22 protein-coding genes are annotated in these 20,790 nt (G+C 56.4%); 5 read left to right on the top strand and 17 right to left on the bottom strand.

Annotation, left to right across the window (positions count from 1 at the left end; genetic code table 11):
• Window positions 1-8: 8 nt before the first annotated feature.
• The 7 genes from SHIM_RS18920 to SHIM_RS18950 form a co-directional block, all read right to left on the bottom strand.
• The gene (locus SHIM_RS18920; protein ID WP_152926614.1) at window positions 9-2,435 is read right to left on the bottom strand and encodes a response regulator; all 2,427 of its coding nucleotides are present in this window, start codon (window positions 2,433-2,435) and stop codon (window positions 9-11) included.
• Between the two features lie 5 nt (window positions 2,436-2,440).
• Window positions 2,441-3,370, bottom strand: a complete 930-nt coding sequence (locus SHIM_RS18925; RefSeq protein WP_054004256.1) for a phosphate/phosphite/phosphonate ABC transporter substrate-binding protein — start codon at window positions 3,368-3,370, stop codon at window positions 2,441-2,443.
• Between the two features lie 195 nt (window positions 3,371-3,565).
• Entirely contained in the window at window positions 3,566-4,126 is a 561-nt protein-coding gene (locus tag SHIM_RS18930; protein WP_054004257.1) for a DUF3833 domain-containing protein, read from the bottom strand.
• On the bottom strand, window positions 4,123-5,349 hold the full coding sequence (locus SHIM_RS18935) for an MFS transporter (RefSeq protein WP_054004258.1): 1,227 nt from the start codon (window positions 5,347-5,349) through the stop codon (window positions 4,123-4,125). The genes SHIM_RS18930 and SHIM_RS18935 overlap by 4 nt, the downstream gene beginning before the upstream one ends.
• Window positions 5,349-5,843, bottom strand: a complete 495-nt coding sequence (locus SHIM_RS18940; protein WP_082358475.1) for a hypothetical protein — start codon at window positions 5,841-5,843, stop codon at window positions 5,349-5,351. The genes SHIM_RS18935 and SHIM_RS18940 overlap by 1 nt, the downstream gene beginning before the upstream one ends.
• Window positions 5,836-6,993 (bottom strand): SAM-dependent methyltransferase, encoded by a 1,158-nt coding sequence (locus SHIM_RS18945; RefSeq protein ID WP_054004260.1) that lies wholly within the window; start codon window positions 6,991-6,993, stop codon window positions 5,836-5,838. Before SHIM_RS18945 ends, SHIM_RS18940 begins: the two co-directional genes overlap by 8 nt.
• The gene (locus SHIM_RS18950; protein WP_054004261.1) at window positions 6,984-8,276 is read right to left on the bottom strand and encodes an NAD(P)/FAD-dependent oxidoreductase; all 1,293 of its coding nucleotides are present in this window, start codon (window positions 8,274-8,276) and stop codon (window positions 6,984-6,986) included. Before SHIM_RS18950 ends, SHIM_RS18945 begins: the two co-directional genes overlap by 10 nt.
• A gap of 166 nt (window positions 8,277-8,442) precedes the next feature.
• Between SHIM_RS18950 and SHIM_RS18955 the strand changes: the two genes are divergently transcribed.
• Both SHIM_RS18955 and SHIM_RS18960 read left to right on the top strand, forming a co-directional pair.
• Entirely contained in the window at window positions 8,443-9,216 is a 774-nt protein-coding gene (locus SHIM_RS18955) for a DUF1365 domain-containing protein (protein ID WP_054004262.1), read from the top strand.
• A complete protein-coding gene (locus SHIM_RS18960; RefSeq protein WP_082358476.1) occupies window positions 9,213-9,938 on the top strand; it encodes an SDR family NAD(P)-dependent oxidoreductase in 726 nt (241 codons plus the stop codon). Before SHIM_RS18955 ends, SHIM_RS18960 begins: the two co-directional genes overlap by 4 nt.
• 11 nt (window positions 9,939-9,949) lie before the next feature.
• On the opposite strand, the gene SHIM_RS18965 is transcribed toward SHIM_RS18960, so the two are convergent.
• The 3 genes from SHIM_RS18965 to SHIM_RS18975 all read right to left on the bottom strand — a co-directional run bounded on the left by SHIM_RS18965 (window position 9,950) and on the right by SHIM_RS18975 (window position 11,797).
• Entirely contained in the window at window positions 9,950-10,456 is a 507-nt protein-coding gene (locus tag SHIM_RS18965) for a hypothetical protein (RefSeq protein ID WP_241488928.1), read from the bottom strand.
• 73 nt (window positions 10,457-10,529) lie between these two features.
• Window positions 10,530-11,165, bottom strand: a complete 636-nt coding sequence (locus SHIM_RS18970) for a ChrR family anti-sigma-E factor (protein WP_054004263.1) — start codon at window positions 11,163-11,165, stop codon at window positions 10,530-10,532.
• The gene (locus SHIM_RS18975; RefSeq protein WP_082358477.1) at window positions 11,162-11,797 is read right to left on the bottom strand and encodes a sigma-70 family RNA polymerase sigma factor; all 636 of its coding nucleotides are present in this window, start codon (window positions 11,795-11,797) and stop codon (window positions 11,162-11,164) included. Before SHIM_RS18975 ends, SHIM_RS18970 begins: the two co-directional genes overlap by 4 nt.
• A gap of 247 nt (window positions 11,798-12,044) precedes the next feature.
• Here SHIM_RS18975 and SHIM_RS18980 point away from each other — a divergent pair, with 247 nt between their 5' ends.
• On the top strand, window positions 12,045-14,054 hold the full coding sequence (locus SHIM_RS18980) for a hydantoinase/oxoprolinase family protein (protein ID WP_054004265.1): 2,010 nt from the start codon (window positions 12,045-12,047) through the stop codon (window positions 14,052-14,054).
• 32 nt (window positions 14,055-14,086) lie between these two features.
• On the opposite strand, the gene msrA is transcribed toward SHIM_RS18980, so the two are convergent.
• The 6 genes from msrA to SHIM_RS19010 all read right to left on the bottom strand — a co-directional run bounded on the left by msrA (window position 14,087) and on the right by SHIM_RS19010 (window position 18,402).
• The gene (msrA, locus tag SHIM_RS18985; protein WP_054004266.1) at window positions 14,087-14,593 is read right to left on the bottom strand and encodes a peptide-methionine (S)-S-oxide reductase MsrA; all 507 of its coding nucleotides are present in this window, start codon (window positions 14,591-14,593) and stop codon (window positions 14,087-14,089) included.
• Entirely contained in the window at window positions 14,590-15,042 is a 453-nt protein-coding gene (msrB, locus tag SHIM_RS18990; protein ID WP_054004267.1) for a peptide-methionine (R)-S-oxide reductase MsrB, read from the bottom strand. Before msrB ends, msrA begins: the two co-directional genes overlap by 4 nt.
• Window positions 15,043-15,133: 91 nt before the next feature.
• Complete coding sequence (locus SHIM_RS18995; protein WP_241488929.1) at window positions 15,134-16,174, bottom strand: GlxA family transcriptional regulator; 1,041 nt, start codon at window positions 16,172-16,174, stop codon at window positions 15,134-15,136.
• Between the two features lie 157 nt (window positions 16,175-16,331).
• Window positions 16,332-16,739: a thioredoxin family protein gene (locus SHIM_RS19000; RefSeq protein ID WP_054004268.1), complete on the bottom strand. Its 408-nt coding sequence runs from the start codon at window positions 16,737-16,739 to the stop codon at window positions 16,332-16,334.
• 16 nt (window positions 16,740-16,755) lie between these two features.
• Window positions 16,756-17,469: a cytochrome c biogenesis CcdA family protein gene (locus SHIM_RS19005; RefSeq protein ID WP_054004269.1), complete on the bottom strand. Its 714-nt coding sequence runs from the start codon at window positions 17,467-17,469 to the stop codon at window positions 16,756-16,758.
• Between the two features lie 57 nt (window positions 17,470-17,526).
• On the bottom strand, window positions 17,527-18,402 hold the full coding sequence (locus tag SHIM_RS19010) for a DMT family transporter (RefSeq protein WP_054004270.1): 876 nt from the start codon (window positions 18,400-18,402) through the stop codon (window positions 17,527-17,529).
• Between the two features lie 339 nt (window positions 18,403-18,741).
• Between SHIM_RS19010 and SHIM_RS19015 the strand changes: the two genes are divergently transcribed.
• Window positions 18,742-19,110: a VOC family protein gene (locus SHIM_RS19015; RefSeq protein ID WP_054004271.1), complete on the top strand. Its 369-nt coding sequence runs from the start codon at window positions 18,742-18,744 to the stop codon at window positions 19,108-19,110.
• 190 nt (window positions 19,111-19,300) lie between these two features.
• The gene (gene cysK / locus SHIM_RS19020; protein WP_054004272.1) at window positions 19,301-20,368 is read left to right on the top strand and encodes a cysteine synthase A; all 1,068 of its coding nucleotides are present in this window, start codon (window positions 19,301-19,303) and stop codon (window positions 20,366-20,368) included.
• 123 nt (window positions 20,369-20,491) lie between these two features.
• Here the strand turns inward: cysK and SHIM_RS19025 are convergent, their stop codons facing one another.
• Window positions 20,492-20,779 carry an HU family DNA-binding protein gene (locus SHIM_RS19025; RefSeq protein WP_054004273.1) on the bottom strand — a complete coding sequence of 96 codons (288 nt, stop codon included), beginning with the start codon at window positions 20,777-20,779 and terminating at the stop codon, window positions 20,492-20,494.
• Between the last annotated feature and the right edge of the window lie 11 nt (window positions 20,780-20,790).

Raw genomic sequence — 20,790 nt, forward strand, 5'->3', positions numbered from 1 at the left:
AAGCACGGTTACCGCAGCTCCTCCACGATCTGTCTGAGCTCGGCGAGCTTCACCGGCTTGGGCATATGCTCATCCATTCCCGCATCAAGGCAGGCCTGACGATCCTCGGGCGAGGAATGGGCGGTTAAACCAATAATGCGCGTCCGCGTTTGGCTGGTTGCCTCTTCGTGGAGGCGGATCGAGCGGGCGGCTTCGAGGCCGTTCATCAACGGCATGCTGACATCCATCAAGATCAGAACAGGCTCTAGAGTTTTTGCCTGAGTGACGGCTTCGACCCCGTTTTCAGCTGAGGCGAATGGCACGCCCTGACGCTCAAGGAAGATTTCGATCAGCTTTCGGTTTGTGCGATTGTCGTCCACGATCAGAACGGGCTTCATGTTTGTTTGAGTACGTGAGGCCGTTGTGGGCGCGTTTTGCGCCGGTTTCACCCTTGGCGTCGGGGAAATGGCGATCAATTCTGCGGTTTCATTTTCGGTCAATGCCCGCTTTATGTTGGCGGAGATCAACGGTTTTTGAAGCTCGGCATCGGGCCAAACATTGCCTTCATGGCTGTGTGTGAAGGACTCCTTCATGTCGTTGATGAAGATCACCCGCGGCTGCGCAACACCTTTTAAGGCGCGGCAGGCTTGCAGGAAGGTGTCCGCATTCATATCGGACAGTTTGGTTTCGACCAACACTGCGTCAAAAGGGTTTTTTGATCGGGTTGCTTCGCGGAGAGCTTTCAATGCGGCACCGCCGTTTTCAGCGCTTTCGCTGATTGCACCCCAATTGTTGAGCTTTTCGTTGGTAACGAAAAGCGCCACGGGTTCGTTTTGAACCACCAATGTCCGCATGCCTTTGAGGTCAATTTTTTCGGACGCCGGCTGGTCTGCCATTTCAGGCTCAAGGATCGGAATGGCAAAACTGAAGGTGGACCCTTCACCTTTGCAGGACGTCGCCCAGATCCGGCCTCCCATCAATTCGGTGAAGCCCTTTGCGATGGCCAGACCAAGGCCCGTGCCTTGATGCTTTCGACTATAGCTGCCGTCGACCTGAGTGAACTGTTCAAAGACGGTCTCGAGTTTGTCGGGCGGGATGCCTACACCTGTGTCGCAGACGCTGATTTCCATCATCGGAGTGCCGTCTTCATCATCAGTGCGGCGGGCATAGATCATTACATAGCCATCATCGGTGAACTTAAGCGCATTGCCTGCCAGGTTGATGATGACCTGCTTAAGTCGCGCGCTATCGCCAAGGATGAATTCCGGCAATTTAGGGTCAATGCGGGTGATAAGATCCACACCTGCATCGGAGGCTTGAAACGCCAAAACCCGCGCTGTTTTTTCGATGATTTCTTCGAGATTGCAGGGTTCGGTGCGCACTGTCATGTGGCCGCCGTCCATCTTGGAGAAATCCAAAATGTCATTGATGACGTTCAGCAATGATGAACCAGAAGAACGCATTGAATCCAACAGACCCTGTTGCGCGGCAGAAAGGTTGGTGTCGGACAGCAACTCCGCCATGCCGAGAACACCGTTCATTGGCGTGCGAATTTCATGGCTCATGCGGGCTAGGAACTGTGATTTTGCGGTTTCTGCATGTTGTGCAGTTTCCACAGCGGCCTGAAGCTGCAGGTTTTTCTCTTGCAACTCGTCGCTGTACACTTTGAGTTGCTCTTTGGTTTCTTCGAGGTTTTGCACCCGGTGCGCAAGTCGATCCATCATCATGTTGAACGACGAGGCGAGGCTTTCGGTCTCGTCGTTTGTGTGAATGAAAATGCGGTGATCCAGATGCCCTGCTGCTGCTTTCTCGGTGGCCTGTGTCAACTTGGCCAAAGGCTTGGTCAGTCGGCGTGACAGGAAGAAGCTCATCAACAGGCTCGCGAGGATGAAAAGGCTGGCACGCAGGATAGTCTTTTTGCGTTGAGTGCCGGTTTCGCGGTGGAGAATGCCGCTATCAAAATCCACGCGAATCGTGCCGAAATTGAAATTTCCGTAGATCACGGGAATCGCGACTCTTATTTCTTCTGGCCCCTCAACAGACACCACTTCGGAAGTAGATTGCGCTTCATTCACAAGCGGATCATCCACTTCTCCGAGAAAAAGTGTGTGCTGATTTTTAGCGCCGGATACAAGCAAACGGTTGTTTTCATCTACAAAGGACAAGGACAGGATTTCTGGTTGCGCTTCCAGCTCCTCATAGATCACGTCCAGCTCCGAGGGATGACCTTCAAACAGAAACGGAAGCGAGACTTCGACGACCATATGCGCCAGCGACCTGGCCCGCTGTTCGAAGCGCGCCTCGATGAGGGTCTGCTGAGTGGTCGCATTGGAGTAGAACAGAAACGCGACGCAAGTGACCAACAGCGCGCCAAAGTAAAAGAGCGTGCGCCGTTCTAACCCGTAGGTGACCTTGCGCCAAAGTGTCGGCGTGTCAAAGGAAGTCGAGATGGTCACTGGTGTCACCTTGCTTTCTTGGAGGCAGTGTTGGGCGCGGCGGCAATAACTTTGGCGTAAATCAGTCGGTCGATGACGTCCAAGAGCGGGACGAACGTTGCGCGGCCATCGGCAAAAGGCACAAACCGTTCGGTTCCAAAGAACGCGCTGATTGCCACGCGACCCTCGGCGGTTTGATGCATATCGAGAAGGACGCGCGTTATCGCCGCGGACAAGTCGGGGTCAACGTGAGTGCCTTGCATGACGACCTGACGAGGCATTGAGGCGCTGGTTTTGATCACCCGGAAATGGCCGGGGTACACGGTCTCAACATGGTTTATTTCTCGATCATTCAGCGCAGCGGCGTCGGTCCAGCCTCGGGTCAACCAATACATCGTGTTGTTGCCGTCGCCCGTAAACACATAGCCGATCTTGTCAGCCGGCACGTTGCGTTTTCGGGAGCGCAGTTTGACCAATTTGCCACCGGCGCTGGTGATGACATCAGCCGGCATCAAGAATCCGGACGAGGAATCCGGTTCCTCGAAAGCGATCTTGAGACCGGTCAGGTCTTTGATCGTCTGCACCGGGCTGTTTTGAGGCACAACAATGTGGGAATGATAGGTGGCTTCACCGTCTCTGAGCTGGAGCAACAAAGGTTTTGCGTCAACGGCGCGGGACATTTTGGCGGCAATGACAGGAGTGTCGAAATAGAGATCGATATCGCCATATGAAAAGGCGTCGATAAATGACGCCTCCTCGCGATAAACGGAGATCTCGACCTTGGAGATTCCCGCGTCCGACAGTGCATCTTCGAGGTAGCGGGCAAGCGATTCGAATTCGGAAAGCTGGCGACGGACATCATTCTCAAGACTGCCGAGCACAAGTGTCTCTGCATAGGTCGCTTGAACCGGCAAAAGCCACAGCAAGATGAGTATCAACCGTTTTAGTAAGAGCATCAATGCGTCCTTGTTCCGTCACGAAAGCCGTAGACGCAAATTGTTGATTGATGCTTAATTTATTGAGTTTCGAGCCTAAAGGTTAAATTTAAGAAAATTTGCCTGAACTATCCATTTGCCATGCGGGCTTTGTGAGGTGTCGCGCACACTATTGAGTCGTGCACGCGGCACTCACAGGCAGTTTTGTGTCTGCATTCAATCTGAGTGCTGGTCAACCGAGCGCATGGTGGCGTTTAGTTCCGCAACCTTTAGCCCAAATTTGCGCAATTCAGATTTGTTCATAATGGTACCGTTTTCCGTCAAATACAGCCAATCCGTCACGTCCAAAGTCTGACCGCCGGCCTGTTCCGGCAACACGATCTTGTACTGCATTTTCACCGTCGAACCAGAAACCTGCCCGCTTGCCTCACCGACGATATCGTCGGCCGTCGCCGTAAAGGCGCCGTTTTCGCCCAGTTTCAAATACCACTTTCGAGCCTGTTTGGTGCCGTTGGAATAGGTGAAGTCTTCGCTCAGCCTGCCGGTGTCTCCCTCCCAAGTTCCATACATTTTGGCGACGAAACTGTTTGTCATTTTGCCGTTGGGTCCAAAAATGATCCCTTCCGACAAGATTTCACCGGACAAATGCTGTTTGAGAGAGAACGCGGGCTTCGTTTCGGCGTAATTTTTTGGGGTTTGTGCGCGAAAGCTCCAAAACATTTGTTTTGCAACAGCCAAACAAACGACGGAAAAGAAAAACAGAGACAACAGTTTCATACAGAAGATTCCCTTGAAGGAAGTGACCACACAAGCGCCAAGGCGCCGAGTTTAAGGGCGCAAGGAATGACGGCGTAGGCAATGGTCAAAGCCGTCAGGGCTTGCGTAGAGTTCGATTTTCCGGGGACAAAGCCGCTGAAATCCAGAAGTGGCAGCATTGTGAACGCCGCCAAAGCCAGCGCCAGCTTTCCAGCAAAGGACCAGATGCCAAACGCAAGAGATGCGTTTAGTCCGGCATTGTTCAGCGCGACAGAAAACATGGCGGGCAAAAGAACCATGTCGGCCCCTAGGGCGGCCCCGGACATCAAGCACACTATTGCAAAGCCAGCCAGATTTCCCTGCGCCAAAGCCGCCGCGCCAACAAAGCTGAGTATTGCGAGCGGCATAGCCAAAAGAAGCACGGGTTTGGCGCCAAATCTGTGACTCGCTTTTGTCCAAATGGGAACACTGGCAGCGGCGCTGAGAAAGAACAGGATCAGCAACGGCCCCGCCATGCCCTCAAGCAGCAAGCGGTCCTCCACGAAAAACACAAACAATGTCGATGTGATCGCCACTGGCAAGCTGTTGACCAACGCCAAAGCCAAGAGGCGAAGCGCCCCTGCATTGGCCAGCCCTGCGAAGGTAACTTGCTCGCCTGCGACGGGCGGTCGGCGCCACATCGGCATCGTGACAATCCAAAGCCCGACGGCCAACGCGCCGAGAAAAAAACCATAGGCGCGGTATCCCTGATCTGCTGCGCCCATCGCGACCAAAACAGAAGGCGCCGCCGCCGCAACGATCACGCCTGTGAGCATTCCAGCTTCGCGGAAGGCGGCCAAGGTTATCAGGTTTTCCCGGTCTGGCCGCACTGCAAGGGTTGCGCTGCGGCCATACAAAAGGATCATGCCAAGGCTGTATGCGGAAAACAGCAAGACAAGAATGCCGACCAGTTGCAGGACCAAATAAGGCCCTGATTGAAGCGTAAACAATAAGGGAGAGCCGATCGCTAGCCCTGCAGCCGCCAGCGCCGCGAACAGGCTTTGTGCCTTGGGCCAGCGGTCAATTGCCCAACCAATCGCGGGGTCCTGCACCAAATCCACAACACGAATGAGCAGCAGCAAAGGCCCGAGGGCGGCAAGCGTTATGCCAAGTTCTACGGAGGCAAACCGAGGTAAATGGATATAGAGGGGAATGCCCGCCATCGCCAACATCGCGGCAAAAAGGCTGACCCGTGGATAAATCATCACGGCCCCTTGAGCTGCGCTGTGAAAGACTTGGAGCGCGTGTTGTCGCCAAGGAAGATCGCCATAAACCGGGTTTTGATTTGTGGATAACGCAACGTGCACGCAGGGGTGTCATTTAGCCAAAATTCCAGCGTGTCCGGCCCGTCAGACACCGCCAGATAGGTGTCACCCTTGCGCACATCCTGATAGCAGACCTCAAGCCTGTCTCGGACCGGCAATGCGCCACCGGCGCGGGTGAATTCTTTCATTGTACTGTCGACGAGAGCGCGCTCTTTGAGGTTGCGCAGATAGGTCACTTCCAGCGCGAAATCCTCGCTCCAATTCAGCTCTGCACCACCCTTGGTGTAAAGCCGGGCCTCATATAGGGAAATTCCAACGTAGCGAAACGTCGCTGTGCCGCGTAGTTGCGCGCCCGTCAGTTCCCGTTCGACCGAAGAGGCATAGGCCGGAAGCGCGCAAAGCAAGACCGCGATGATCACCGCAAGTCTACGCATGGGCCAACTCGACTTGGACAACATCGGTGTGACCAATGGCAAAAGAGGCCGCACAGATTTCCAGATAGTATTGCCAGTTGCGCTGAAATTCCTCGCCATATCCCATTTCTGTGATGGCGCGTTTTTGCCCCGCTAAACGCGCGGCCCAAATCCGGCACGTTCGGGCATAATCCTGACCAAACCCAAAGGAGTCGCGCACCTGCAGCCCGGCCGCGTTTGCTTGTTGTGTGATTGCTTGATCCGACAACAACATCCCACCTGGAAACACATGCTGGCGGATATAGTCAGACGAGGTTTTGTAGGTGTCGAAAAAGCTGTCTTTCACGGTAATCGCTTGCAGAACAACCCGCCCGCCGAGCGCGAGGTTGCGTTTGAGCGTCGCGAAGTAGCTGGGCCAGTATTTTTCACCGACGGCTTCGATCATTTCGATCGAAACGATATTGTCGAACGTGCCCTCGATGTCGCGGTAATCGCGCAGCTGGATGTCGGCGCGGCCGTCCAGCCGGCATTCGGCATAGCTGTGCTGATTTCGGGAAATTGTGACGCCCGTCACAGAGCGCCCGTCTCGTGTTGCGGCATCCGCAAAACCGCCCCAACCACACCCGATTTCGAGCGTTCTTTCGCCGGCACCCAACTTGGACAGGACACGTGCGTTTTTTCGGCTTTGTGCGCGGCTAAGATCGTGATCATTGCCGTCAAATATGCCGGAGGAATACGTCATCCCGTCATCCAACCACAGCTGGTAGAATTCGTTCCCGACATCATAGTGCGAGCGGATATTTTTCCGTGATCCTCGCCGGGAATTTGACCGCAAAACGGTGTCTACAAGACGGAACTTTGCGCGGTTTACAAAATTTCCTCTGTCATAGGCTTCGAGGTGATCCCGATTGCGCATCGCGAGGCTCATAAGACCCTCTATCGAGGGCGTTTCCCACAAACCCTGAACATAAGTTTCACCAAGACCCACCTGACCGTGTGCCGCCAGCGCAGACACTGCCGCCCAATCGCGAATGACCAGCTCAGCCTCATCACCCGTGTTGCCAAAACGATAAGTCTCGCCCTCTGGCGTGCGCAAAGTCAGGCGCCCTTCATGCAACTGTTCGCAGGTGGACAAAAACTTCGATTTCAATGTTTTGGTGGTCAGAGACATACCTCAACCTCCTGCGGTTGTTGAATCTGATTGATCTCGTCGACAATTCGCATCGCGCTGGCAATGCCGTCCTCATGAAACCCGTGACGGTTCCATGCGCCTGCGAACCAAGTGCGGTTGTGGCCTTGCATGTCGCGGATTGTTTGTTGGGCTTTTAGGGCGGCCCCGTCGAAAATTGGATGGGCGTATTCCACGGAGTCGTAGATCAAGGACGCAGGGATTTCTTTGGACGGGTTGAGAGTGACAAAAAGCGGGTCATCCTCTGGAATGGCCTGCAGTTTGTTCATCCAATAAGTGACGCCAATATCGCCGTCTTGGGACCGATAGGCCCAGCTTGACCAGCACTGCTTTCTTTTCGGCATCTGGTTGGCGTCGCAATGTAACACGGCCTTGTTGGTTTGATAACGAACGCTGCCTAGGGCGTCTTGCTCAGCCGACGTCGCGTCGGCTCCCAAAACCGCCAAGGCCTGATCCGAATGGCAGGCCAGAATGATTTCATCGAATGTCTCGCTTGTTTGACCTTGCACCGAGATTTTCACGCCAAACGGGCCGCGAGAGACAGCCGTCACGGGCGCATTTTTGTGCAACGTGCATCCGCGCGCCACCAAAGCCGTTTCCAAACGGCGCACGTATTCGATGCTGCCACCTTTGACGGTCCACCACTGATGCTCGGGCATGCCGGCCAAAAGGGCGTGGTTGCGGAAAAACTGCACGAGGGACTTGGCAGGGAACTGGCCGACGTCGCTCACGGGTGTCGACCAGATCGCACCGCACATTGGCATTAGGTAGTAGTCGCGAAACCACTTGCCCAATCGCAGCTCGGTGACGAGCTCATCTATGGTTTTGTCCGGATCCCGTGCGGCTGCTTCGGCGCGATGTCCAAACCGCACGATGTCGGCGATCATTTTGTAGAACTGTGGCCGAAAGATATTGCGCTTTTGAGCGAGAATGGCTCGGAGAGTGTTCAGTCCGTATTCGAGCCGACCATCGTCGATCGAGGCGCCAAAGCTCATTTCGCTTTTGATCACAGGTACGTCCAGATCACGAAAAAGACGCGTCAAAAACGGGTACGTCACATAGTTGAAAACGATGAAACCGGTGTCGACGGGTTGATCTCCGCTCTTACCGGCAAGAACCGTGCGCGCATGGCCTCCCAGTCTCGGGGCGGCTTCAAAAAGTGTTATGTCGTGATTGGGCGACAGGTAGTATGCAGCCGAAAGACCAGAGATACCTCCGCCAACAATCGCGATCTTTTTTCGTCCACCGTGAGTCTGGTCAAACATTTGGCCCTCATTTCATGCGTATTTAGAAACCTTTACGCGCGAAGAACGGCGTTGGATCAAAAACGCCTGTTTTCAGAGATTTGGAGGATTTGCGTCGATTTGTTTTTTGCGGCAAAAATCTTGTTGGGAGTTGATCCAGCGCGCGGTGAAGAGCGTATAAGTTAGTATGATGGAGCACATCCAAAGCCAAAGCTTTCACGCCCGACGGGGGGCGATCAAAAACGCCTTTCGCTATGGTGTTGATTATGTGCTGTGCGACCCTGCATCTACGAGCCTTCCATTTCTGCTGTCTCGCAACCGATTCAACCTGTTTTCGGTGTGGGATCACAAACATGGTGGCGCGGTCAATCAGGGGCGTGGAGTGGACTGGTTTCGTGAAATCCTGCAAGAGCGCGGCGCGCCTGTGTCTGAGATGCGTTTGCTGCTGCTGACACAGCCCAGCTTTCTTTGGGCGCATTTTAACCCGGTGAGCTTCTGGATCGCCTTAAAGGACGGCCAACTCGTCGCCTTTGTTGCGGAGGTCAACAACACCTTCGGGGACCGGCACTGCTATTTCTGTGCGCATGACGACTTTCGACCGATACTCAAATCTGATCGTATCAGCGCGGCCAAGCTGATGCATGTCTCGCCGTTTCAGAAAATTTTGGGCCAATACTTTTTCAATTTCGAATTCACGGACAGCAAAATTGATATTCGTATTTCGTTTGAAAACGGAGACGAAGGGGTCTTGGCCACGCTTACTGGCCCACGGCGCCCTGCGTCGTCGGCGTCGCTGCTTTGGGCCGCAATACGCCGTCCATTCGGCGCCTTGCGCGTGCTAACGCTGATCCACTGGCAAGCCTTGAAGCTGTATGTGAAAAAGGCGCCGTTCCTCAAGAAGCCACCGGGACCGGATTTATTGATTTCAAACAGCACATCCGTCGAAGCCGCGTCAAAATGATCCCTATTTCCGGAAAAACCTACTGGCTTGTTGGCGCAAGCGAGGGACTTGGTCGCGCTTTGGCGCGCGCATTGGCCGCTGAGGGCGCGCATTTGGTGCTCTCTGCTCGCAATGTTGATCGGCTGGACAGCCTGAGTGCAGACATTCCCGGCTCACGCGTGTTGGCGATGGATGTGACCGACGCCGCATCTGTGAGCAACGCAATTGCAGCAGTCGGTGACATCGACGGCGTTATCTACAATGCAGGCGCTTATGATCCGATGAATGCCTCGGAATGGGATGCCGAAGCCGCCCTGAAGATGTGTGACGTGAATTTTCTGGGTGCGATGCGCATTCTGGGGCAAATCATTCCGACGTTTTTGAACGCTGGCAAAGGCGACGTGACTTTGATCGGATCTCTTGCGGCCTATCGTGGGCTACCCAATTCGATCGGCTATGGTGCAAGCAAAGCAGCTTTGCGCAGCGTGGCCGAAACCATGCGGCACGATTTGGCAGGCAGTGGGATTGTGGTGCGGCTGGTGAATCCCGGCTTTATCGACACGCGGCTTACCCAGAAAAACACCTTCAAAATGCCGATGCTGATGTCGCCTGAAAAGGCCGCTGCAAGAGTTGTCGGCGCAATGCGGAAGCGGCGATTTCGGACGGATTTCCCGGCCCCATTTTCATGGTTGCTCCGATTGTATTCTGTTTTGCCTGACTTTTTGGTGCTTCGCTTCAAATAGGCGCTACGACGTCAGATAAACGGATCATACGACCACTGAAGCAACCCCTGCCGCTGTCGAGGTCGACAAAATATGTCACCGGGATAGCAGTTTGCGCGTATCTGACCTGCATGGCGCGCAAAAGCGCGCCAGCGTTTGATCTGGATGAGATCAACCTCTGTTAGGCGCCGACCCATGTAATACCGGCAGTACCATTGGAACCAGCCGCGCGGGTCGGGGCCATATATCCATCCCTTTTCGCGCCATGTGCTTAAGGGTTGTCGGCTTTTCACGCCAAAGTAGTTCAGCGAGACATCGGCCGCATCGCTGAGCTTGGCATTTAAAAACCATTCCGGCGGGAACTCTTCGGCACAGTCCCCCATATACCGCCCTTCGAACACGCCCATTTCCAGCATCTCTTGAGGAGAAAAATGCGGCCTAAATGTTTCCGCAAAAGCCTCTCCGACCGGCGCGGTTCGCACATAGGTATAGCCGGACTGCATCCGGTCATTCACCGCGACTTCCGTGGCTTGAAACACTTACAACTTCTCCGGCTGTCCGAGAATTGCAATCGGACAAAGTCTGACAGCGCCTTCTTTCAATGAACGGCGCCTAAATCTGAAACAACGGTTGGAGCAATCGAGGCATAAAAGCCCGGAATTTCAGCGGTGCATCGGTTGCGGCCAAACAAATACAAGGCTCGCCTTCATCGGCAGTTGGTGTGTGTTCAAGATCTTCATTTGCGATCTCAAGGTCGCCAACACCGAACTTGCCGGTTTCGTCACTAAAGCTGCCTTGCAGCACGAGGGTCAGCTCCAGTCCATTGTGGCTGTGATCCGGAACGGCCTGCCCTGGCGGGATATAGAGCAGGCGCACCGACCCCTCATCGCCAGCGGAGATAATGTCCTGACGCACGCCCATACCGAGACTCTTCCATTTCGGCGCACGTCCTTTGAGAGCCTCGATGACGGGGCCGGGATACACACCGGAGCGTTCATAGACCGGCTCGGGGCGGAAGGGGGCATCAAGTTGCGCCAACAAATCCGATTTAAGACTGCTCGAAACGGCAACCTTTTCCCGACTTTCCAATATCGCACCGCCTACGGATTGATGCGCTTCTAGCGCTGCGCGGCATTGGAGGCACAGTGATACATGGCTGGCCACAACAACCGAAAAGGCGTGTGGCAGTGTGCCCGCTGCATAAGCCGTCAGCATCGCATCGGGTATGTGATGTGAAATGGCGCTCATGTCTTGAGATCCTTTAGTTCATGTCGCAATCGCTCCAGACCAAGCCGGATGCGAGATTTTATTGTTCCAAGCGGTAGGCCAGTCTCTTCGCTGATCTGCTGATGCGTCAGTTCACCGAGATAGGCCTTTTCAATGATGAGCCGTTGATCCGGCTTAAGCTCTGCGAGCGCTTTGCGCAGATGACCCGCTTCTTGCTCAACGGCCAGAAGCTGACTGGCATCGGGTTCGCTGGCGGGGTCTTCTTTTAACTCTTCCGGCACAGGTCGACTTTCCTTGCGGAACAAATCGATTTGCCGGTTCCTGGCGATTTGATAGATCCAAGCGGACACTTGCGCCCGATGTGGGTCAAATTGTTCTGCTTTGCGCCAGACAGTCAGCATGACCTCTTGCACAAGCTCTTCGGCTTGGTGATTGGAGGTTCCGGAGCGCATGATGAACCCCTTCAGCCGAGGAGCGAAGAAATCAAAAAGCGATGCAAAAGCGTCCCTGTCTCTCTGGTCTCGAACAGCGATCATCAAGACCGTGTTCTCTGAAAGCTCTGGAGTCTTTTGCGGCACCAATTTTCTTTCACGTCTCGGCGCATCCGGCGGGAGGGACACTGCACGTTTGGGTTCTATGTTTAAGGTCAGCATACACAGAGTACGTCGATGAACACAGATGGTTCACTCTAAAAATAGATTTTTGGATTGGGCCCGTTGTTGAGCCCCATTTCACATCAAAAGCAAAGACCGGTGTTGGGGGCTCGCTGGCATAACTTCTGTGGGCGACGGCGTCGGAACCTTAGGGCAGATACATCTCCTTCTGGTGTCGCAAACAGGCTGGTGGAGCGGGCGTTGCCTCGCTATCCGTTTCACAACGAATAGGAAGGGTAGTGGCAAGATGAGCCTGTCTTTGGGCGTCGATACCGGCGGCACTTATACCGATGCGGTTTTGATCCGCGACGAAAGCGATGTGATTGCGAGCGCCAAGGCGTTGACGACGCGGCATGACCTTGCCGAGGGTATCGGTGCGGCGGTGTCGGCCGTTCTGTCCCAGGCTGCGGTCAATCCAAGTGATGTGACGTTGGCGTCCCTGTCCACGACATTGGCGACCAATGCGTTGGTCGAGGGGCAAGGCGAGCGTGTTGGCTTGATCCTGATTGGTTTTGGCGCTGCAGATTTGGAGAAGCACGGGCTAGATGAAGCGTTGGCTGGTGATCCGGTGGTGGTTTTGGCTGGTGGGCACGATTACGCGGGCGGCGAGGCCGCGCCGATGGACGAGACGACATTGCGCGACTGGGTGGGTGTGCACGGCACGGACGTCAGCGGTTTTGCGGTGGCATCGCAATTTGCGACGCGCAATCCGGCGCATGAGCAACGGGCGGCGGCGTTGGTGGCGGAGATGACCGGGCGACCTGTTAGCGCGTCGCACCATTTGTCGGCCAAGTTGAACGGGCCAAAGCGGGCTTTGACCGCACTTTTGAATGCGCGGCTGATCGGCATGATTGATCGGTTGATCTCACGCGCCGAGGCGCGGTTGAACGCGCTGGGCGTGACCGCGCCGCTGATGGTGGTGCGCGGAGACGGCGCGTTGATTTCTGCAGCCTTCGCTCGGGAGCGGCCGATTGAGACCATCCTGAGTGGACCGGCGGCGTCGATCGTGGGGGCGCGGTGGTTGACAAAGGCGGACGACGCATTGGTCAGCGACATTGGCGGCACTACAACGGATGTGGCGGTTTTGCGCGGTGGGCGGCCAGCGATTGATCCTGACGGTGCGCAGGTCGGACCATTTCGCACCATGGTTGAGGCTGTGGCGATGCGCACTTTTGGCCTTGGCGGTGACAGCGAAGTGCATTTTGTGTCTGAAGGGCTGCAAGGTGGTGTGACGCTTGGACCCAAACGGTTGGTGCCTGTGTCGCTGATGGCGCTGGATGATCCTGAGGGCGTGCACGCGGCGCTGGATGCGCAGCTGGTGCGGGCGGTGCCAGGAGAACATGACGGTCGATTTGTACGTGTCTTGAAAGGCGCGGAGCCTGTGGGGTTGTCTGACCGCGAGACGGCGCTGTTTGGCCGGATTGGCGGTGAGGTCACACCCTTGGGCGATGTGCTGCGCAACCGGATCGAGATCAAGGCGCTACGGCGCTTGGTGACACGTGGACTTGTACAGGTTGCGGGCGTGACGCCGTCGGACGCATCCCACGTTTTGGGCAAAGTGGACGTTTGGGATCAGCAGGCGGCAGAAAAGGCGCTGCGGTTGTTTGGGCGACGTCGCACAGGAGCAGGGCAGATGTTGGCGCCCGAGCCTCTGGATCTGGCGAAGATCATTGTGGATCGTCTGACACATCAGACGAGTTTGGCCTTGTTGGAAACTGGTTTTGCAGAAGAGGACTTGGGGTTTGATCTGCTACCGGAGCAGTTGGCGCGACATGTTTTGATGCAGCGGGGGCTAAACGGCGGGCATCGTGGTTTGATCCGGCTTGAGACCGGGTTGGCAAGCGCGGTGATCGGATTAGGGGCCTCTGCGGCGAGCTATTATCCGGCGGTGGCGGATCGGCTGGGGTGTGCGATGAAATTGCCAGAACACGGCGGGGTGGCCAATGCAATCGGCGCAGTTGTTGGCCGTGTGACCATCCGTCGGGCAGGCACCGTGACCGCGCCCAGCGAAGGCAAATATCGGGTGCATCTCGAGATGGGGCCTGAAGACTTTTTGAGCGAAGAAGAGGCTTTGACGCGGCTGGAAACGCATTTGTCCGAGCTTGCGCGTGAAGACGCAGAGGCTGCGGGTGCTCAGAGCATTCGGGTGCGTGCAGAGCGGGACGTGACCCGCGCAATGGCAGAAGCGCGCGAGGTCTTTATCGAGGCGACGATCACAGTTGAAGCGTCCGGTCGGCCCCGCGTCGCAGAGGGATAGCGCAAGGTGGCCGACCTTAAATCAGTCTCTGATTAGGCGGAAACGTCACGTTTTGGCAGCACCCAGTCGGGACGCACAAAGTGGCAGGTATAGCCATTTGCGTTCTTTTCCAGATAGTCCTGGTGAAACTCTTCCGCGACCCAGAAGTCACCAACCGGTTCAACGTCGGTCACCACTTTGCCGGGCCAAAGACCAGACGCCTCAACATCAGCGATGGTGTCGATGGCGCATGCTTTTTGCGCGTCGTCCGTAAAATAGATTGCAGAACGGTACGACATGCCGAGGTCGTTGCCCTGACGGTTGGGCGTGGTCGGGTCATGGATCTGAAAGAAGAACGCCAGCAATTCGCGATAGCTGATGCGGGTTGGATCAAAGGTGATCTCGATGCCCTCAGCGTGGGTGCCGTGGTCTTTGTAGGTCGCATTGGGCACATCGCCGCCGGTATATCCCACCCGTGTGGACAGCACGCCGTCCATTTTGCGGATCAAATCCTGCATGCCCCAGAAACAGCCGCCGGCCAGAACTGCGCGTTCGCTCATTGGTCGATCTCCTCTACTTGGTCGAGATAGGCGCCGTAGCCTTCGGATTGCATATCGTCGCGATGCACGAACCGCAACGAGGCAGAGTTGATGCAGTAGCGTAAGCCGCCCCGATCGGCGGGGCCGTCCGGAAAAACGTGACCAAGGTGGCTGTCACCGTTGGCCGAGCGCACTTCGGTGCGGACCATGCCGTGCGTGTTGTCGTGGTGTTCGGCAACATGCGCGGTTTCAATTGGTTTGGTAAAGCTGGGCCAACCGCAGCCAGAGTTGTATTTGTCTGAACTGGCGAACAGCGGTTCGCCCGAAACGACATCGACGTAAATACCGGGCTCGTGGTTATACAGCAGCTTGCCAGAGCCGGGGCGTTCTGTGCCACTTTCTTGGGTGACCCAAAACTGTTCGTCGGTCAGTGTGGCGACAACGTCGGGGTCTTTGAAATACTTGGTCATGCGCGTCTCCTTGTCGAGGGCCTTCGCTCGCCCGCCTTACACTGGGGATATGGTATCTGGGGCCCGTTTGAAAAGGGGTATCGCAGGACGGTCAAACCATAGTGATTGCTCGCGAGCGCATACGCAGGGTTGCAGGTTCGAACCGGCCGTCGTCGCGGCTTGGCGATACACCGAAGGATGCGCGGTATGCTTTGGAAAAATGGGTTTGGCTGTTGAAGCCGCAGGCAAAGCAGATTTCGCTGAGCTTCATGTCGGTTTGAAACATCAGGTCGCGGGCCTTGCGCAGGCGCAGGCCGGTGTAGTGGGTTTTGGGCGTGGTGCCGAGATGCTTGCGGAAAAGGCGTTCGAGTTGGCGGGAAGACAGGCCTACGGAGGTGGCGACCTCGGACGGGGTCAGTGGCGCCTCGATGTTGGCGTTCATGATTTCCACGGCGTCGGTCAGTTTGCTGCTGCGCTTGCCGGCACGCAGTTGCAGCGACAAGCGTTGATTGTGGTGTGGGCTGCGCGGCGCGGAATAGACCATTTTCTCGGCCACGTGATTGGCAAGCTCGCGGCCGTGATCCCGCTCGATCAAATAAAGCATCAAATCCATCGAAGCCGCACCTCCGGCGCAGGTGAAGTGCTGTCCATCTATTGCAAACACCCGCTCCAAAAGGTCGATGGCAGGGAAGTTTTCGGCCATGGCGTTGTGGAAATCCCAGTGAACCGTTGCTTGTTTGCCTGTCAAAAGGCCCGCCAAAGCAAGGGTATAGGTGGCACTAGCGACGGAGCCCACTCGCACACCGCGCCGCGCCTCGCGGCGGATCCAATTGAGAATTTGCGGCGTGGAATGGGTGGCGATGTTGTCGCCACCGCAGACGATCAGCGTATCTTGGCGGTCCAGTTCCATAAGCGCGCCGTCAACCATTTGGGCTAGACCGCTGGACGCCGCGACAGGCGCGCCATCGCTGCTGAGCACGTGCCAGTCAAAATGTCTGCGCGCATCAAAGCCGTTGGCCATGCGTAGGGCCTCGAGAGCGCAAGCGAAGCTGATTTGCGAAAACTCCGGGAGCAGCAAGAATACAAAGCGGCGCGGCTTTTCTTCGCCGACGGGGCTCGCTTTGCTACGCGACATGTCGAGGGTCTGGGTCATGATGCGGGTCCCATTGGTGTGGCGAGGCGTGCAGCCTAGCAACGTCACCCCGGGGTTTGATCCTAAGAAATACCAATGCTTTGCATAGGTAGTGTCTATGATTGCATCGTCTGGATCAATCCGAGACGCCAAAGCGTCTCGGCAGAAGAGCGTGTTGTTAGGCCACGGTTGCGGACAGGGCGATGTCCATCAAGTCTTTGATCTGTTGTTTGGAAGTGCCCGCCACGATGCGGCCAAGCTCCTCGGTGCCTTTGAGCACCACGAGGGTCGAGCGGCGGGGAATTTTCAGCTCTTTCGCCAGATCGGATTGGCCGTATTGGTCGTAGTCAACGTGGATGAAAGTGACCTTGGCGTCATAGTCCGGATTGGACTGCATCAAGGCGTTGATGGCGCGGTCTTGCGCGGCGCAGGTTGTGCACCATTCGGTGCCAAAAACCAGAAACACGGTTTCACCGGCGGCGAGGCGCTTTTTCACAAGACCGGGTGTGTAATTTGTGGTGGCCTGTGCGAGGACAGGCAGGGTCAAGGCGGCGACGGTTGACGCGAGGAATGTACGACGTTTCATGGAAAAGTCCTTTTGATCAGAGGGATACGGACAGATCGAGCAACCAGGTTGGCAAGATGCCGACCAGCCAAAATTCGATCACGTGGTGAAGGTTGAAAAACAGCGCGAGGCCAGTGAGCAAGAAGATCGCGCCCATGAAGGGGCGGGATTTGGCCGCGATTCGGCGCATCAGGTCCTGACGGCTTTGCAGTGCCGAACGGGCACCATAGCCAAGGCCAAGAATCAGCGTCGACACACCAGCCGCGAAGGCCACCATGATCAGCGTGGCGTTGACGAGGCTTTCACCCTGACTGGCGAGTGAAATCGCCCCGCCAAGTGTGGGCCCGATGCAGGGCGACCATACCGCGCCCAACAGCAGGCCGCCGAGGAATTGGCCTTGCAATGTGGAGCGGTCCACCGCGTCGAGCGTGCCGTCTGCGTGCGCGGCGACGCCAGCGGTGGCGGTGGAAAATGCCATGGAAAATCGAGGGACGAGCAGGATGGCACCAAAGACCATCATAAGGACGGCGCCTCCACGGGCGAGGGTTTCCGGTGTCAGACCAATGGCGTGCCCAAATACAGTTACGGCCATGCCCAGCACAACAAAGCTGATACTCATGCCCAACGCCAGTGCGGCGGGGCCGTGGCGGCTGGCTTGCAGGGCAGTCGTCAGCACGATCGGCAGCACCGGAACCACGCAGGGGTTGATCAGGGTCAGCAGGCCCGCGCCATATGCAAAGACAAATTCCATAGGTCAGTTGTGCCAACACATTCGGCTTTTGTCATATCAAACCGCAGTGACGCGGCTTCACTTGGGCGTGTGCGATTGTTTCGAAAGTTGCACGGCGAGGATGCCGGTGGCGATGATGGCGACGCCGAGAACGTCAAAGAAACCAAGAGTTTCGCCAAGGATCACTGCGGCGACGGCGACCCCGAAAAACGGGTTCAGGAAATGAAATGTCGCTGCTTTGACCGCGCCGATTCGGGCGACCAGCGCGAACCAGATCCATGTGGCCAGAAGTCCCGGAGCAAAGATGGTATAGGTCAGCGCTGTCAGCATGCGGGGGGTCCAGTTGAACTCCCATGTTTCAAAGACCAGCGAGGCTGCGAAAAGCACAATCGCGCCGACAAACATCTGCAGGCCAACGATCATCATAACGTTGCCACCAGCCGACGCACCGCGCACTGAGAGAGTGGCGACGGCCAGTGCCAACGCCCCGATTACGCACAGGATAACGCCAAACATATCAACGCCTTGCTCCATCCGCGCGCCCATAATCAGGACCGCACCGCCAAAGCCGAGCACCATGCCGATGGCGGCCATTGGGCTGAGCTTTTCGCCAAGCGCGGCCCATCCAAGAAGAGCAACCAGCAGCGGCATGGTGGAGGCGATGATGGACGCCAGTGAGGCCTCGATCGTGGTCATCGCTGTGAAGTTCAGACCCAAATACAAGGCGTTCTGGCAGAGGCCAAAGATAAGCGTCGCCCGCCATTGGGCGCGGGTCAGGTGCCATGTTTGACCCAAAGCGCGGGCGATGGCGACACCGATCAAACCGGCAATAGCAAAGCGGATAGATGAGATCGCCAAGGGAGGCGCGTCAGCCACGATGATGCGCGCAGACGTAAAGGCCGAGGACCAGATGAAGGCAAAGAGCAGCCCCATGCCGATAGCGCGAAGATCCATTTTGGGAGGTCCTGACAAGTGTGTATCGCGGCGATCTAATCCGATTGTGGGGCAAGTCGCAACGGGGCACCGCACCTCATTGGTTAACGTTCTGAAAGGGCCTAATTTTGCGTGTCTGTAAAGCATCGGCATCACGTCGGTATCGCGGTGGTGCTGCGGTGCGGTCGGATGGCGGTTACTGCAACGCGCGTTGTGGGTTGCAACCCCCTGCCGCGCGTCAGCGCGGCCGGGCCCAACCCGAAGGGGCGGGAGCGCGTCGTTGGGTTGGCGTGCGAAGGTCGGCCATTGTCGTGTTGGGCTCTCGTGGCTATGCATTAAGAGCAGCGTAGGGAGGGCGAGATGAATGCGATTACGGGTCAGATCAGTTGGGTCTATACGGAAAGCTTGTCACCCTGTGTGAGGTTCTATCGGGACGCGCTGGGTCTTGAGGTGGTTTTGGACGCGGGAACGGCGATGATTTTTGCCACGTCCGAGGGTGCGCGGATCGGCGTGTGTGAAACCTTTGAAGATCGTGTTGTGACCCCTGAAGGCGGCATGATCACATTGCTGGTTGACGGTGTCGCGGCGGTGGATGCCTGGCACGTGCGGCTTGAAGCGGCGGGTGTGGATTTGCAGGGCGCCCCAGAGAAGATGGACAGGTTCGGCATCTATTCCTTTTTTGTACGCGATCCGAACGGGTACCTGATCGAGATACAGTGCTTTCTGTAAAACAGCGGTTTTGATTTTCTCCCGAGGCGCAAAACCGGTTTAGGGTTGGGGCGCTGGTTGCGGATTTGGTTTCTGATTCTGATCGAGATGCGCGATAGCGGTCCTATTTGGTTTTGACGGGCTTTTGCAGCGCGCAATCGGGATTAGATTTTTGACAAATGACTGATGCAATTTAGCAAGGTGGTAGACCATGAGCATTCGTGAAACCCAAGGCCGCGGCGTGCGGTATGACAGCATTCTGGAAACCGTCGGGAATACGCCGGTTGTGCGTATCAACCGGATCGCGCCTAAGAATGTGAACGTCTTTGTGAAATTTGAAGCCTTCAACCCGGCTGGATCCGTAAAGGACCGGCTGGCGCTGAACATCATCGAGGCGGCAGAACGCGACGGGCGGCTAAAGCCTGGACAAACGGTGGTTGAGGCCACGTCAGGCAACACCGGCATTGGCTTGGCGATGGTCTGTGCCGCCAAAGGCTATCCGCTGGTGATCACCATGTCGGAAGCGTTTTCCGTGGAACGGCGGCAGTTGATGCGGTTTCTGGGGGCCAAGGTTGTTCTGACACCCAAAGCGCAAAAGGGCTTTGGCATGTATTCCAAGGCCAAGGAATTGGCCGAGGCGAATGGCTGGTTTTTGGCAGGTCAATTTGAGACCGCTGATAATGCTGACATCCATGAGGCCACAACGGCACGTGAAATTCTGGCGGATTTCGCAGGCGAAAAGTTGGATTATTTCGTGAGCGGATACGGAACGGGTGGCACGGTGAGCGGCGTCGGTCGTGTGCTGCGGCGCGAAAGCCCTGATACAAAAATCATCCTGTCAGAGCCTGCGAATTCGGCGCTGATCGGATCGGGATATGTGAACACGCGCAACGATGATCATCAGGCCACAGAGAGCCACCCGAATTTTGAGCCGCATCCCATCCAGGGCTGGACGCCGGATTTCATTCCGTGGGTTCTGCAAGAGGCGTTGGACAACGGGCTTTATGATGAGTTGCTGACCGTGTCCGGCCCTGACAGCATCGCGTGGTCGCGTCGTCTGGCGGCCGAAGAAGGTATTTTCACCGGAATTTCGGCGGGGGCGACCTTTGCCACGGCGATGGAGGCGGCACAAACTGCGCCGGAAGGTAGCAATATTCTGGTGATGTTGCCGGATACGGGCGAGCGCTATTTGTCGACGCCGCTGTTTGAGGGCATTGGCGAAGATATGAACGCCGATGAGATCGCGATTTCCCAGTCTACGCCCAGCGCGCAGTTGTGAAATTTGGCTGCGTCTGTTTGAGCAGGCGCAGCACACCCTGTTGGCGCGTAGGCATCGCGCGAGACCGCCAAAGAAAAAGGGCCGCCCGAAGGCGACCCTTTCAGTGTCAGGTGATCAACGCGATCAGCCGTTCACGCTGTCTTTCAGCGCTTTGGCGATGGTCATTTTCACAACCTTGTCTGCGTCTTTCTTGATCTGCTCGCCGGTGGCGGGGTTACGCACCATGCGCTCAGGGCGCTCGCGGCAGTAGATTTTGCCAACGCCGGGCAGGGTCACTGCGCCGCCGCCAGAAACTTCGCGGGTGATCAGTGCGCATACTGCTTCCAGTGCCGCGCCTGCGGATTTCTTGTCCGAACCCATTTCTTCGGCCAAAGCGGCAACGAGTTGGGTCTTGGTCATCGGTTTTGCCATTTCAGGTCTCC

It is taken from the genome of Shimia sp. SK013 (genome assembly GCF_001292625.1).
Taxonomy (GTDB): domain Bacteria; phylum Pseudomonadota; class Alphaproteobacteria; order Rhodobacterales; family Rhodobacteraceae; genus Shimia.